Source organism: Bacillus cereus group sp. BfR-BA-01430 (genome assembly GCF_022663115.1).
In the GTDB taxonomy this organism is placed as follows: domain Bacteria; phylum Bacillota; class Bacilli; order Bacillales; family Bacillaceae_G; genus Bacillus_A; species Bacillus_A cereus_BD.
Window position 1 is genome coordinate 193,147 of sequence record NZ_JAKUEW010000001.1, and the last position, 14,436, is coordinate 207,582.

Sequence of the window (14,436 nt, forward strand, 5' to 3'; positions counted from 1 at the left end):
CAAATTTCCTTGTTGATTCCTATATACATGATGGAACGATTCATTACATATGTTTCATTAAGGAATGGAGGAATCGAAATGGCAGTGTATCGTAATGTGCAGGTGAATTTTTGGCAGGATGATTTTGTGATTGATTTAACGCCAGAGGAGCGCTATTTTTATCTTTATTTGCTGACTTGTTCAAAGACGACACAATGCGGAATTTATCCACTTCCGAAACGGTTGGCAGAGATGGAAACAGGTTATAATCGGGAGACGGTTGAGAAGCTATTAACGCGCTTTATTGAGTATGGAAAGATATTGTATGATGCGGAGACGAAGGAAGTATACGTTGTCAATTGGCTACGTTATAACCCGGTTACAAATACGAATATAGAGAAGTGTGTGTTACGTGAGTTAAAGACTGTGAAAAGTGGAGTGTTTATAAAGAGATTTTTGAAAAAATGCTTGGAGGAGAAGATGAATATTCCGCTACTCTTAGAGCATTTCGGGTCGCCGTATGATCTGTCTGATATTGTTACGCCAGAACTGGTTGAGCAATATAGCGCTGAAGAGGAAGTAGAGGAAGAAGAGACAGAACGTGATATATTTACGTTTTATGAACAGCACTTTGGCAGTGTATCGCCTTATGTGGCGGAGGAATTGAGCGAGTGGATGGCGGATTTATCGGAGGAGCTTGTGTTAAAGGCACTCCAGATTGCGTTTGAAAATAATAAACGGACGATTGCTTATGTGAAGGGGATTTTGCGAGAGTGGCATAGAAAGGGCTATACAAAGCTGAGTGAAGTAGAAGAAGCGGAAGCAAAGTTTCGAAAGAAGGAACGCCATGACGTGCGTGAGACAGAGAAGTTTTTGGCGGAGTGTGAAGAGTGGGAGAAAAATGTACCATCTGAAGAGGAATTGCAGAAGTTCTTGCAAGAGAATGGGTGGAGGCCGTGAGCATTCAAAATGTGGAAGCTGAACAGACTGTACTAGGGGCATTGCTACTTGAAGGCGAGCGAATGAAAGAATGCCGACTTACGAAGCAGCATTTTTCTATCGTGATACATCAAGCGATCTTTAAGATGATGCGAGAAATAGTGGAGGGCGGGCAACCGCTTGATATTGTTACGCTTGTTTCTAGGATGGATTCCCGGTTTTTGCAGGAAGTTGGTGGCGTTGAATATTTTGTAAATATGATTGAGAGTGTCCCAACTACAGCAAACTTCTCCTATTATGAGGGGCTTGTTTGGAGCGCGTGGAAAATGAATCAGGCTGGGAGTGTAGCACATCATATGTGTGAACAGCTTCTTGCGGAGAAGGATGAGAAGATTATTGGTGAGACAATTACGAGACTTTGTGAACTGGAAGAAGGAATTGATACGCTTGATTTTGATTTGAAGGATACGCTAGTAAATCTGTATGAGGAACTTCATGAAGATACAGATGAGATAACGGGGATTCAGACAGGTTTTACAGCGTTAGATAAAATGACATGTGGCTTGCAGGAAGGCGACTTCGTTGTAATTGGGGCACGACCTTCCATTGGAAAAACGGCGTTTGCTTTAAATATTGCGCTTCATGCGGCGAAAACAAGTGCAGCCGCTGGAATCTTTTCTTTAGAAATGAGCAATAAACAACTGCTAAAGCGCATGGTTTCCTGCTTAGGTGAAGTATCTGGGGGAAGGTTAAAAAATCCGAAGCACCGTTTTACAATGGAAGACTGGAAAAAAACGAGCCAGGCATTTGCAGAAATTGGGGATTTACCTTTAGAAATGTATGATAAAGCAGGCGTGACAACGCAAGAGATTTGGATGCAGGTGCGGAAGCTGAAGAGAAAGTATGAGGGGAAAAAGTTACTTGTGATCATTGATTACTTACAGCTGATTACAGGAGACTCCAATTATAGAGGAAATCGGTTTCAGGAAATGAGTGAAATCTCTCGTAAATTAAAAGGGATGGCACGTGATTTAAACGTGTGTATCATCGCACTGTCACAATTGTCCCGCGGAGTAGAATCCCGGCAAGATAAACGACCGCTTTTATCTGACTTACGGGAAACAGGGCAAATTGAACAAGATGCGGACTTGATTATGCTAATGTACCGAGAAGATTATTACAATAAGGAAACGGAGCAGAAAGATATGACAGAAATTCAAATCGCAAAGCATCGAAACGGGCCTGTTGGAGGGATAAAGCTGCGGTTTTTGAAGGAGTTTGGGAAGTTTGCGGAGGAGAGAGTGGAAAAATAGATGGAACTGCTTGTAATGTATTACATGTATATCGTTTAATAGTATTTCTATTTTCATTCGACAAAAAAAGACAAAAAAATACTAGTGAAATCTGTTATGATTACTTCGGAAATCTTACATTTTCGGAGGATCAAAATGAATAAAAAACTGATTTTTAGTGTGCTAGGTGGAGTAATTGTATTCATTGTCGCGATGAATATTTTTATAACGAAAGGAAACTCCAGAACTAGTAACAAAACTACTTATACTGAAGAGCAATATAATAAATTAGTAGAGGAACATTCTCAAGAAAAGGAAAAATTAAGAGGAGATATTTCTGTATTAGAGTCAGAAAATAAATCTCTTGATGCGGAAGTGAAAAAGTTAAAAGAGGAATTAGCGAAGAAAGAACAAGGAAATGTTCAGACTCCAGCAGCTCAAACGACACAATCTGTATCTCAAGAGCAGCCTAAGAAAGACGAACCAAAACAAGAGACTGAACAACCTGCTGCTCAACCAGAAAAGAAAGAAGAGCCACAACAAGATACAGCTGCTTTTACGAATCCTATGAAGAATATTGATAAAACAGAGGCAATGAATAAAGTTAAGGAAAAGGCAAAACAAGATTTTCCAGATGATTATATGACGCAGAATTTTGTTCTTGATGAACAATCCAAAGCTTTCGATGTCTTAAATGGTGTTGAAATTAAATCACAAGAGGAATTAAATGTTATGAAAAAGGCATTAGGTGATTTTCCTAACGATTTTATGACCGCTAAGTTTGTGTATGAAGAACAAATGAAGGCAAAGAGTAAACAGGAATAAGAAAACTTTTGAATGATAGATCGTTAAAAATAGTTTTCAATCATTTATAAATTGGTTCTATAAGTTTAGATTGTTCAACACTTATAGAACCAATTTTCTTTTTATTTTTTTGTTATTTGGCATTCATCTTATGTATTTTGATAGAACGGTACTTGAGTGTGATTAGTATGGGAACAAAGGAACATCTGTAGTGGGAAGTCACTTTATTGACGAGCAAAGTAATATTCATGCGCAAGGCTTATGATATGATACCTACCATTATGTTTTTGAATCGTTATTTTTCCACCATACGATTGTTTCTTCAATACCGGAATGAATATCATATGATGGTTTCCAGTTTAGTTCATATTTTAAACGTGTAACACTTACGCCGATAAATAAAGGTTCATCTTTTGAAAAAGGAATGGCACCTAACTTAATTAAATGTCCTTTATTCATTTTGTTTGCGATTATATTCGCAATTTCTTTAATTTGAATAGAGTGGCCAGAAGCTATGTTAACAGTTCCTGTAAGTTGAGAATGTAATAGTGAGACAAGGGCGTTAGCAACATCGCTTACATGGAGGAAATCTCGAGATTGTTCGCCGTGTGTACATAAAGCTTCTTCGTTTTTTAATAAGGAAGTAATAATGTGAGAAATAAGGCGATTCCCTTGTTCATGGGGGCCGTATAAATGGAAAATTCGGCTCCAACATACACTGAGATTTGTTTGTTCAGCGTATGATTGTAACCAAGAATGTAATGCATTTTTGCATAAAGAATAAGGGTTTTTATAGCATAGAAGTTTAGAATCTTCATATAATACACCATTTATCCATTTATACTCTGCACCTGTGCCAGCAACGACAATTCTTTGGCCGCCACAATATGAGAAATGTTGGATTAATGTAATGCTAGATTGGAACCAATAAAAATTGTTAATCGATTCATAACATTTTGGTGGTACAGCCTCCCAAGCTAAAAGAACAAGATGACTCGGTTGAAGAGTGTATATGAGTTTTTTTATTTCATCATCACAAAGTAAATTTATTTTGTGCCAATGACAAGGGAGGTGCTGAGGTGGTTTATTTTTATTGTAAGTCGCGTGAACTTCATAGCCCATTTGTACAAGGAAATGTACGACATATTTACCAATCCAACCATTCCCACCCGTTACAAGGACTTTTTTCATGATTCAATCACTTCAACTTTAGGAATTGCCACAACAAACTTTCCGCCCCATTCCTTTATAAATGAGCATTCTTTCATAATCTCTTCCTTTAAATTCCACGGTAATATGAAAATATAATCTGGTTTTGTGCGTTTGATTTCTTCTATTGATTTTATGGGGATGCGAGTCCCTGGCAAAAATAGATTTTGTTTATAAGGGTTTTTATCGACAGTATAAGGAAGAAATTCTTTCCCGATGCCGCAATAATTTAATAGAGTATTCCCTTTCGCTGGGGCACCATAACCGATCATTTGTTTATTTAAAGAGTGTACTTTAATAAAAAATTTTAAAATATCTATTTTTAATTGTTTCACTTCTTTAGCGAAAAGAAGATAGGAATCTAGTTTATCTAAACCGTAATCCATTTCTTTTTGCATAATACTTGATACGTTTTCACTTATTTTTGCATCTCTGTTGATATGCTGTATAAATAAACGTAATGAACCACCATGTGTGGGGAGTTCCTCTGCATCTATCACTTGCAAGTTATAGTGAGAGAAGATCTTTTGAAGACATATGAGTGAAAAATAGGAGAAGTGTTCGTGATAAATTGTGTCAAATTGTTTTAAAGATATGAGATTTAATAAGTGTGGGAATTCAATCGTTATACTGCCATTTGGCTTCAATAAAGTTTTTAAACCGGCGATAAAATCGTGTAAATGAGGAACGTGAGCTAATACGTTATTTGCAATAATTAAGTCAGCTTGGAAATTTTCGTCTGTTAATTGTTTTGCGACATTGTTGCTAAAGAATTCTATTTTAGTTGGGATTCCTTTTTGAATGGCAATATCGGCAACATTTTTTGCAGGTTCAATCCCTAAACTTGGAATCTTTTCTTTTTGAAAATATTGGAGTAAGTATCCATCATTGCTTGCAATTTCAATGACTTGTGAGTCTTTCGTTAATTTGAATCGTTCCATTGCCATTTCTACGTATTGTTTCGCGTGTAATAGCCAACTTGAGGAGTAAGAGCTAAAGTATAAATAATCATGAAAAATATTTTGCGGGGATTCGAATTCATCTAGTTGGACAAGTAAACAATTATGACAAACGAACGTATGCAATGGATAGAAAGATTCCATTTTGTGTGCATGTTCTGAGGTTATAAATGAATTTGCGAGGGGGGAAACACCTAAATCTAAAAAAGTGTTCTTTAGTGATGTGTGACAAAAGCGACATTTTTTCTGATTCATTGTATAGCCTCCCTATAATTTTTTAAATGCATCTATTTGATCGTTTGTAAAGGATTCTATGTTTTCACCACATGCATATTTTTTGTACCATTCGATGGTCCAAGAAATAGAGTCTTCTATCGGTAGTTTTGGAGACCAACCAAGTTCAGATATCGCCTTTGTACTATCAAGTGTTAAGATGGGGGCTTCATAAGGTTGTAGAGTAGTAGGGAGCAGTATGTTTAATGGTTTATCCCATAGCTTACTTACAGATTGAATAAGTTCATGTACTGTTATGTGATTTTGATGATTTGGCCCAAAATTCCAAGCATCCATATATTGATCATTATCCCAAAGCTTCTCTGCTAAAAGGATATATCCGTGTAGAGGATCTAATACATGCTGCCAGGGACGAATTGCATGAGGGTTTCGAATGTTTAATGTTGCACCATGTAGATAAGAACGAATCATATCTGGAAGTAATCGGTCTTCTGCCCAGTCTCCGCCGCCAATTACGTTTCCGGCTCTTACAGAGGCGAGTTTAGGGAAATGCTGAAAGAAAGACTTTTGATAGGAAAGTGCTACTAATTCAGCGCAAGCCTTACTAGCGCTATAGGGATCATGCCCACCTAACCGATCGCTCTCTTTAAATGCTCGATTGCCTGTCCCGTCGTTTTCATAACACTTATCACTCGTAACATTAATCATAACCTGTACGCTGTCAACATGTTTGGCGGCTTCTAATACGTGCGCTGTACCTAAAACATTTACTTTAAATGTATCAATTGGATTTTTGTATGAAGCAGTGACAATCGGCTGCGCCGCTAGGTGAAAAATAATATTTGGTTTATTTTGTTTTATGACCTGTAATAAAGAATCGTAATCTGTAATATCTCCTGTAAATGAACGGCATTTTTTTATAGCGTTCGATTGTTCGAATAAATATGGTGTTGAGGGTGGATGAGAAGAGTAGCCGGTTATTTCTGCACCTAAAGAATGTAAAAAAAGTGTTAACCAAGTTCCTTTAAAGCCAGTATGCCCAGTAATAAATACTTTTTTCTTATGCCAAAAATTTGAAGAATTCATTTTACCAAACCTTCCATGGAGCATAGTTACTTTCCCACAACTCTACTAATTTTTTCTTATCACGAAGTGTGTCCATCGGATGCCAAAAGCCTGTATGTCGATATGCTTCGAGCTCATTTTTAGCAGCTAACTGTACGAGAGTATCGGTTTCAAATACAGATGTATCATCTTTCATATAGTTGAACACATCTTTATTTAAAACGAAGAATCCCCCGTTTATCCAGTTCCCATCTCCTAGCGGTTTTTCTTTAAACGCTGAGACAGATGTGCCATTCAGAATGAGAGAACCGAATCTACCAGGAGGTTGCACTGCAGTTACGGTGGCGATTTTTCCATGCTTTTTATGAAATTCAGCAAGTTTTTTTAAATTTACATTACTTAATCCATCGCCGTAAGTGAGGAAAAAAGAATCCTCGTCTATATATTTTTGTATTCTTTTTACCCGCCCAGCAGTTTGAGTGTTTTCACCCGTATCAATGAGTGTAATCTGCCATGGTTCTATATGATGAAAATGATTCGTAATGGTATTATCTTTTAAATGAATTGTGAAATCAGACATGTGTAAATTGTAATTCAGAAAAAATTCTTTAATAGCATAGCCTTTATATCCTAGACAAATAATAAACTCAGTAATGCCATAATAATGAAATAAACGCATAATATGCCAAAGAATGGGCTTTGTGCCAATTTCAATCATCGGCTTCGGTTTCAAATGTGTTTCTTCACCAATTCGAGTACCATATCCACCAGCAAGAATTACAGCTTTCATATCTGAAATCCCCCAGTTTAAAAGCATTTTTTAATGGCCATATCAACAATTATTATATGAAGTGATAGCAGGTCTATGAATAAAACACATGATAATTTGCATGAAAAAAAGTAACCAAAATTGGTTACTGAAAACAAGGGTGTTGTATGACATCCCTGAAAAACAATCTGCAATAATAACATATGGCTTTACGGAGAGTTTTATAACGAAAAATATTTAATCTTCTCATAATGGACAAAACGGTTGCTTATATATGGTAGTAAAGAATCGTTTAGGAGGGGGATATTATTGCAACTTTAATCTCTCACTTTTATAATGAAGAATACTTGCTACCTTGGTGGTTAATGCATCATAAACAGATCTTTAATCATGGGATTTTAATTAATAGGGGTTCTACAGATCGATCGGTAGAAATGTGTAAAATATTTGCGCCAGACTGGGAAGTGAGAACTTCAAAGGTACCTGAGTTTGATGCAGAACAAGTTGATCATGAAGTTATGGATATTGAAAGTGAAGTGCACGGTTGGAAGATGACTTTAAATACTACAGAATTTCTTTGTTGTCAAAATAAAACAAGCTTCTTTCATTCATTAAATGAGCTACAAAAAAGAATGTATGCGATTCGAATGATTTTAATGGTGGATCCTTTAAATAATCATTATTCTAATCCAAGGTATTCTAAACCTCTAGTGAAACAGAGGTTTCATGGATATTTTCCACATGATCCACATCTTACCAAGAGTTGGAGATTCATCCATAACTATAAAAAGGGACACTATACACCAGGGAGACATTCATCCGCTTATCCATTTGAATTGTATACCTTGCCCGCCCTTGTGCTAAAGTTTTATTTTAGTCCATGGAATGATCAAATAAAAAAAAGAAGGTTGCAAATTGCCCCGACTCTTTCGCAGCGTTGGAGTGCCTTGAAAACTTTCTATGGAACAACTTTAGAAGAATTGGAGTCGAAATTTATCGGTGTTGCAGAACACACACAAGACCTTCGTCTAAATCCAGTATACCAAGAAGTATTTTCTCAAAAATAGGGTGAATCGTATATAGGAGGATTGACATGAACGAAAATAATGTTAAAAAAATCTTATTTATTCGATCAGGAATTCCTTCTTATTTCCCAGCACTAGAAATAGCAATTTTTAATAGTCTACAAAGGGCAAGCAGCAATGTAATGATGGTACATATAGAGAAAGCAATAAAAACAGCAGTACGGACAAAGCCGGATTTTATTTTGGTATTGCATGGTTTAAGAGAAGAGTTTAATCAAATAATCCCCGAATTAAAGAATTTGGGCTTTACGACAGGAATTTGGTTGACAGATGATCCCTATTATACGGATTTAACCCAAAATATTGTTCCATATTATGACTACATATTTACTCAGGATTTAAATTGTATTAAATTTTATAGGAGTAGGGGATGTAAAAATGTTTTTCATCTCCCTTTAGCAGCGGATCATAACGTATATAAACCCGATTTGAAAGATAAGACTCATCATTATGAAATTAGTTTTATTGGTACAGCGTTTGAAAATAGAATTGAATTCGTTGACTCAATTTCTGAATATTTAGTTTGTAAGAACTTGAAAATTGTAGGATTTGGTTGGGAAAAATTGAAGAGTTATAAAATCTTGAAAGATAAGATAAAACTCTTACCACTTGGTAAATATGAAGATGCGTTACAATATTATTTATCTACTAAAATTAATATTAATTTGCACCGTTCACCATATGATAAGGACATGAATAGTAATGCAGCAAATATTGCTGCATATTCAGTAAATAATCGAACATTTGAAATTAATTCCTCAGGTTCTTTTCAGTTAACGGATATACGTCCAGATATAGCGAAGCACTATATACCAAGTGTTGAAATCGAAACTTTTTGTAACCCACAGGAGTTTATAGAAAAAACGGAATATTATTTAGAAAATGTAAAAGAGAGAAAGCAAATAGCGAAAAATGGGCTGATTAGAACTTTAAATCATCACACATATGATAAACGTGTCATACAATTATTAAACTATATGAATGAAATTGATAAGTATCCAAAGAAATAGGAGAGGGGTCAAATAAATTCTAGTGACGATTTGAATGATCGTCATGTTGTATTTTTTAGCTTAAGTGTATATCTTTTAAAAGGATATACCAAGTTCTTTTATTTAGATAATTACTTGAAACTTGAATTGGAAAGACATGATTTATTCCCCATTCCAACTCATGTATCTCATTTTCAAGTCCTGTTGGATAGAGTAAAAGTATCTTAAAGTTATTTTTAACAATATTTGATAAAATGGATTGTAATTCTAACGTTTCAGTCAAATCTCCGCCCCATCTAACAAATAAAATAGATTGAGAATTTTGCATTCTTTTGTAAAAATTATCAATCCTTCGATCTAATTTTTGTTTGAAATCTTGGTATGTGATAAACCAATCTTTATTTGAGATAATAGGGAAATCATGATAGGATGTTACGTTATATTTTGTGTCTTTTACAATGTAAGAATAAACAGGTTGTATTACGCCATCATGAAAAAGAACATTTTTATCTGGCAATGCATGCATATTTTTCAAGTCCATAAAGTCTATAAAGTTATTTTTTAGTAATTGATTAATAGAAGAAAGGTCTGGAGACACAAACCAATCTAGAGGACCAGCATATTTACGTAGCCCATATTTTCTTAGATGGATAGCAGTATAACAATTGTGCCCTAGACTAATAACATCATCATATATCCCTTGAGCTCCTTTAATTTCCAATACAATCATCCTTTTCTTCATACAAATTAAAAGGTATTTATATAACAGCTTAAAATAATGTATCCTCATTACATATATTTTTTGAGAAATGTAATATAAAAAATATCTATTTTACAGAATTAGGAAATCGTTTCCTCACGAATAATATATGTATGTATAAATATGAATGTGAAAATAAATGAAAAAGGTTTATGTAAGAATAGAATGATGTTTTATTTATATGTGAAATTTGTTGAGGTGAAGACATTTTAAAAGCACATACAGTGGATTATATTGGATTTAGCTACTATGCTAGCCGAGCAGCAAGTACAGACCCTGAAGTATTAAAGAGTATTACAAGCGGAAATGTGTTTGGCTCTGTTGAAAATCCATATTTGGAAAAATCAGAATGGGGCTGGACAATTGATCCGAAAGGGTTCCGTATTACAGCAAACCCAACTGTACGATCGTTATCAGAAGCCGCTGTTTGTTGTGGAAAATGGTCTAGGTGCAATTGACACATTACATGCTGAAGAAGAGATAAACGATGAGTATCGCATCGAGTATTTACGAAAACATATGATTGAACTTCCAGAGGCAATCCAAGACGGAGTAGAGATGATTGGATATACAAGCTGGGGCCCAATTGACCTTGTCAGCGCTTCAACAGGTGAAATGAAGAAACGTTACGGATATATTGATGTTGATAAAGATAATGAAGGAAAAGGATCAGTGAACTACCCGCCACTTAAATTCTAACGAATTTTGAAGTAGGGGCTTCTCAGTTCCACGACGAAAGCAACCTTTCGTCTCCCTGAGCGTTACTTCGGGTTATTCCACCCCTAGATGTCCAACGCTTGGACGTTCTTTTTTACGGTTGATATTTTACGCAGGAACCGAACGGCTTGGTTTTCGCACTTTGTTTTCTTCCTGCAACCTTATATATCAAGTTATCAAAGAACTTCATGTTTCTAGTTTATCAAAAATATTTTGGCTATGCCAAACCGAAATTTATCTCCCACCTACCGTTGGGTTATCGTCCTGCACACGCTTGAGGAAGGAGAATTCTTCCGGATAAAGCGTTAAAAAGATTCAAAAAGAAAAGTTTTGATTGGTATAAACAAGCCATTGCAACAAACGGTGAAAGTTTAAACGCTTAAATCGTAAGAAAAACCTGTGCCAAAAGGTCGTACAACATGACCTTTTGGTGACAGGTTTTTCTTTTTTACACGATATGAGTGATGCTTCGACATGATGTATCGACCAGTTGATAAAATTCGCTACTTTGTTGGTTATTAAAAAAATAGAAAAAAGGGCTGTGCATATCATTCTACGGTCCTAGTTACATTTATAAACATTTGATATAATGTTATATTGATATTATATATGTATGATTTATATTTTTGATTTATATAATCGTTCATTACTCATGAAAGAAAAGAGGTACAAAATAATGGGTACGAAAAAGACTGTAGTGATAGCCACACTTGCTTTAGCGATGATTACGGGAGTTGACACGATTCATGCGCAAGCGGATGAACCTACTCAAATACAAGATTCTATGAAACAAAATGTAGAAGAGAAAATTTCTGAATGGAAACAAGCGAAGCAAAATGTGAAAGACAAAGTGGATGAATGGAAACAGGAAAAGCAAAATATAGAAAACAAAGTGGATGAATGGAAACAGGAAAAGCAAAATATAAAGAACAAAGTCGAGGAATGGAAAGAGGAAAAACAAAATATAGAAAACAAAGTGGATGAATGGAAACAGAAAAAACAAAATATAGAAGAGAAAGTAGATGAAATGAAGCAGGCGAAGCAAAATGTGAAAGACAAGGTCTCTGAATTAAGACAGGAAAAGCAAAATATAGAAGAGAAAATGCCTGAATTGAAAGAAATCAAGCAAAATGTGGAAGAGAAAATAGAGGCATTCAAGCAGTTAAAGCAAACTGCAGAAGAAAGAGTGGCTGAACTGAAACAAGCAAAGCAACATATAAACGAGCATATGTCTGAATTAAAACAGTTTGTCAAACAAATGGAAGAAAAAGTGGACGAGCTAAAACAAATAAAGCAAACGATAGAAAATAAAATAGCTGAATGGAAACAGACGAAGCAGCCAGAAGACAGAGTCTCTGAATTAAGACAGGAAAAACAAAATATAGAAGAGAAAATCGCTGGATTAACAGAGGCGAAGCAAAATGTAGAAAAGCAAGTCTCTGAACTAGCGCAGCAGAAACAAGCGAAAGAGGAGAATCGCATTACCTTTTTTAAGTCGAAAACTGAAAATAGAGAACTTCCTAACGCCGGAGCGAGCAAATCTCATACAATGCCTTTAGGGGTGTTATCGATTTTAGGTGGAATTCTATTACTCGTGCGAAATAAAATGAAAAAGGTATGGTAAGCAACATAGAAGAAAAAGAGCAGTTTCAAAAAATGAAGACTGCTCTTTTTTTCGTTTACTGTAAAACGCTTTCATTTTAATATAGTTAATCATACCCTTTCAAATATAACATAACGGAAAGGGAGATGGATCGAGGTAGGAATTTTCTATAAATTCATCTAATGATGTAAACATGTGAAGAATAATTGAGGAAAACAACAAAATGAATAAAGGTGGAATGACAAATGAAAAAAATTATAAATAAGCCGGAAACGCTCGTGATGGAGATGTGCAATGGAATGGTCATGGCGCATCCAGAACTTGAGTTATTAAAAAAGTATAAAGTAATTAAGAAAAAAGAAATGAATGAAAATAAAGTTACATTAATTAGTGGTGGCGGTAGTGGTCACGAACCAGCTCATGCAGGATTAGTTGGACAAGGAATGTTAGATGCGGCAGTATGCGGAGATGTGTTTGCTTCCCCTTCACAAATTCAAGTATATCAGGCTATTAAAGCAACAGCGAGCAAAAAAGGTACGCTCCTTATTATTAAAAACTATAGCGGCGATATTATGAATTTTAAAAATGGTGCTCACTTAGCTACTGAGGATGGCATTCGAGTCGAATATGTTCGCGTAGATGATGATATTGCGGTAGAAGATAGCCTTTATACAGTTGGTCGCCGCGGTGTTGCTGGAGTTATACTTGTGCATAAAATTGCCGGTGCAGCAGCGGAAGAAGGTATGGATTTAATGCAGGTTAAAGCTGTAGCGGAAAAAGCAGCGGCGAATGTTCGAACAATTGGTATGGCGCTAACTTCTTGTACAGTTCCGGCTAGTGGTTCACCTACTTTCAAACTAGGTGAAGATGAAATGGAATACGGGGTCGGTATTCACGGAGAGCCAGGAAGAAAGCGTGAAAAAATTATGAGCGCAGATGAGCTAGCAATGCGCATGACAAATGACCTTTTGAAAGATTTAGAGCTAGATGAAGAGACGGAAATTGCTATTTTAGTGAACGGTTTTGGCGGTACACCGCTTCAAGAATTGTATGTATTTAACAATGCAGTTACGAGAGAACTAAGTAAACGAAACATACGAATTAATAGAACATTTGTTGGTAACTACATGACAAGTATTGATATGGCTGGGCTTTCTTTCACTATTATGAAATTGGATAAAGAGCTAAAGACATTGTTATCGAAAGAGTGTCATACGCCAGCATTTCAAGTAGATGGTCCGGTAGAGAGTGTAGCATATATGCCTCTAGAAGAAGAGGAAGAAAAACAAGTTTCGTTTGAAGTAGAAACAGCGGAGAAACATGCGACAATTCAAAATGAGGTAATCACAATAGACAATATGATGTATCTTGTTGATAAAATGAGTGAAGTTATTATTCAAAATGAAGTACCGTTTTGTGAACTAGATACGCATGCAGGTGACGGAGATTTTGGAATGAGTGTTGCGAAAGGATTCAAGCAGTTGAAGCGTGAGTGGAGCTCGATATTGAAACAAGAGCCTTTCAATATTGGAACATTTCTAGATGCGTGCTCTATGGTCATTATGGAACATTGCGGCGGTGCTTCTGGTCCAATTTGGGGCGGAGCTTTCCGCGCTGCGAGTAAGGCTGCCGGAGATCAAACAGAATTAACAGTTGGAGAGTTTGCCAACATGTTAGAAGCTTCCTTAAAAGGTATACAATCGATTGGAGAGCGCTCTTTCGGACGAGGAGCTGAAGTAGGCGATAAAACACTTGTGGATGCATTTGCACCTTGTGTACAGTCTTGGTTAGACAGTGCTGCAAATGGTGTAGACTTTAAAACGGCTTTTGAAAAAGGAGCAGAGGCTGCTGTTAAAGGGGCGGAATATACAAAAGAAATCGTTGCTCGAATGGGCCGTGCTGGTACAGTTGGAGAACGAAGCTTAGGATATCCAGATGCCGGTGCTTATGCATTAGGGGTAATCTTTACGGAGCTTTCTCGCGCTTTAAGATCATGAAAAGAAGAAAAAGTAAAGCAAGTGTGAAGAGCCAT

The 14,436-nt window shown here is 36.0% G+C and carries 11 protein-coding genes and 2 pseudogenes; 8 read left to right on the forward strand and 5 right to left on the reverse strand.

What is annotated here, in order from left to right; translation table 11 throughout:
* Nucleotides 1-78 precede the first annotated feature (78 nt).
* The 3 genes from MR058_RS01020 (at nucleotide 79) to MR058_RS01030 (ending at nucleotide 3,035) form a co-directional block, all read left to right on the forward strand.
* Nucleotides 79-939, forward strand: a complete 861-nt coding sequence (locus tag MR058_RS01020; RefSeq protein ID WP_242142036.1) for a DnaD domain-containing protein — start codon at nucleotides 79-81, stop codon at nucleotides 937-939.
* On the forward strand, nucleotides 936-2,231 hold the full coding sequence (dnaB, locus tag MR058_RS01025; RefSeq protein WP_242142038.1) for a replicative DNA helicase: 1,296 nt from the start codon (nucleotides 936-938) through the stop codon (nucleotides 2,229-2,231). Before MR058_RS01020 ends, dnaB begins: the two co-directional genes overlap by 4 nt.
* A 135-nt stretch (nucleotides 2,232-2,366) precedes the next feature.
* A complete protein-coding gene (locus MR058_RS01030) occupies nucleotides 2,367-3,035 on the forward strand; it encodes a hypothetical protein (protein WP_242142040.1) in 669 nt (222 codons plus the stop codon).
* Between the two features lie 203 nt (nucleotides 3,036-3,238).
* Here the strand turns inward: MR058_RS01030 and MR058_RS01035 are convergent.
* From MR058_RS01035 to rfbF, 4 genes and pseudogenes are all read right to left on the reverse strand, one after another.
* Nucleotides 3,239-4,205: pseudogene (locus MR058_RS01035) on the reverse strand (NAD-dependent epimerase/dehydratase family protein).
* Entirely contained in the window at nucleotides 4,202-5,437 is a 1,236-nt protein-coding gene (locus MR058_RS01040) for a class I SAM-dependent methyltransferase (RefSeq protein ID WP_242142042.1), read from the reverse strand. The pseudogene MR058_RS01035 and the gene MR058_RS01040 overlap by 4 nt, the downstream one beginning before the upstream one ends.
* Nucleotides 5,438-5,449: 12 nt before the next feature.
* Nucleotides 5,450-6,502 carry a CDP-glucose 4,6-dehydratase gene (rfbG, locus tag MR058_RS01045; protein ID WP_242142043.1) on the reverse strand — a complete coding sequence of 351 codons (1,053 nt, stop codon included), beginning with the start codon at nucleotides 6,500-6,502 and terminating at the stop codon, nucleotides 5,450-5,452.
* Between the two features lies 1 nt (nucleotide 6,503).
* Nucleotides 6,504-7,271, reverse strand: a complete 768-nt coding sequence (gene rfbF / locus MR058_RS01050) for a glucose-1-phosphate cytidylyltransferase (protein WP_242142044.1) — start codon at nucleotides 7,269-7,271, stop codon at nucleotides 6,504-6,506.
* Nucleotides 7,272-7,555: 284 nt separating this feature from the next.
* Here rfbF and MR058_RS01055 point away from each other — a divergent pair, with 284 nt between their 5' ends.
* On the forward strand, nucleotides 7,556-8,317 hold the full coding sequence (locus MR058_RS01055; protein WP_242142811.1) for a glycosyltransferase family 2 protein: 762 nt from the start codon (nucleotides 7,556-7,558) through the stop codon (nucleotides 8,315-8,317).
* Between the two features lie 26 nt (nucleotides 8,318-8,343).
* Nucleotides 8,344-9,345: a CgeB family protein gene (locus tag MR058_RS01060; RefSeq protein ID WP_242142046.1), complete on the forward strand. Its 1,002-nt coding sequence runs from the start codon at nucleotides 8,344-8,346 to the stop codon at nucleotides 9,343-9,345.
* 55 nt (nucleotides 9,346-9,400) lie between these two features.
* Here MR058_RS01060 and MR058_RS01065 read toward each other — a convergent pair whose 3' ends face one another.
* Complete coding sequence (locus MR058_RS01065; protein WP_242142048.1) at nucleotides 9,401-10,054, reverse strand: DUF1796 family putative cysteine peptidase; 654 nt, start codon at nucleotides 10,052-10,054, stop codon at nucleotides 9,401-9,403.
* A 230-nt stretch (nucleotides 10,055-10,284) separates the two neighbouring features.
* On the opposite strand from MR058_RS01065, the pseudogene MR058_RS01070 reads away from it, so the two are divergent.
* The 3 genes and pseudogenes from MR058_RS01070 to dhaK all read left to right on the forward strand — a co-directional run.
* Nucleotides 10,285-10,759 (forward strand): annotated as a pseudogene (locus tag MR058_RS01070) (family 1 glycosylhydrolase); the annotation flags it as partial.
* A 718-nt stretch (nucleotides 10,760-11,477) separates the two neighbouring features.
* Nucleotides 11,478-12,425 (forward strand): cell wall anchor protein, encoded by a 948-nt coding sequence (locus MR058_RS01075; protein WP_242142050.1) that lies wholly within the window; start codon nucleotides 11,478-11,480, stop codon nucleotides 12,423-12,425.
* A 224-nt stretch (nucleotides 12,426-12,649) separates the two neighbouring features.
* Complete coding sequence (dhaK, locus tag MR058_RS01080; protein ID WP_242142052.1) at nucleotides 12,650-14,401, forward strand: dihydroxyacetone kinase subunit DhaK; 1,752 nt, start codon at nucleotides 12,650-12,652, stop codon at nucleotides 14,399-14,401.
* Nucleotides 14,402-14,436 lie beyond the last annotated feature (35 nt).

Coding starts and splice junctions, on each gene's coding strand:
- MR058_RS01020 (WP_242142036.1), top strand. CDS start 79: ATGGCAGTGTATCGTAATGTGCAGGTGAATTTTTGGCAGGATGATTTT.
- MR058_RS01030 (WP_242142040.1), top strand. CDS start 2,367: ATGAATAAAAAACTGATTTTTAGTGTGCTAGGTGGAGTAATTGTATTC.
- MR058_RS01040 (WP_242142042.1), bottom strand. CDS start 5,437: ATGAATCAGAAAAAATGTCGCTTTTGTCACACATCACTAAAGAACACT.
- rfbG (WP_242142043.1), bottom strand. CDS start 6,502: ATGAATTCTTCAAATTTTTGGCATAAGAAAAAAGTATTTATTACTGGG.
- rfbF (WP_242142044.1), bottom strand. CDS start 7,271: ATGAAAGCTGTAATTCTTGCTGGTGGATATGGTACTCGAATTGGTGAA.
- MR058_RS01060 (WP_242142046.1), top strand. CDS start 8,344: ATGAACGAAAATAATGTTAAAAAAATCTTATTTATTCGATCAGGAATT.
- MR058_RS01065 (WP_242142048.1), bottom strand. CDS start 10,054: ATGATTGTATTGGAAATTAAAGGAGCTCAAGGGATATATGATGATGTT.
- MR058_RS01075 (WP_242142050.1), top strand. CDS start 11,478: ATGGGTACGAAAAAGACTGTAGTGATAGCCACACTTGCTTTAGCGATG.
- dhaK (WP_242142052.1), top strand. CDS start 12,650: ATGAAAAAAATTATAAATAAGCCGGAAACGCTCGTGATGGAGATGTGC.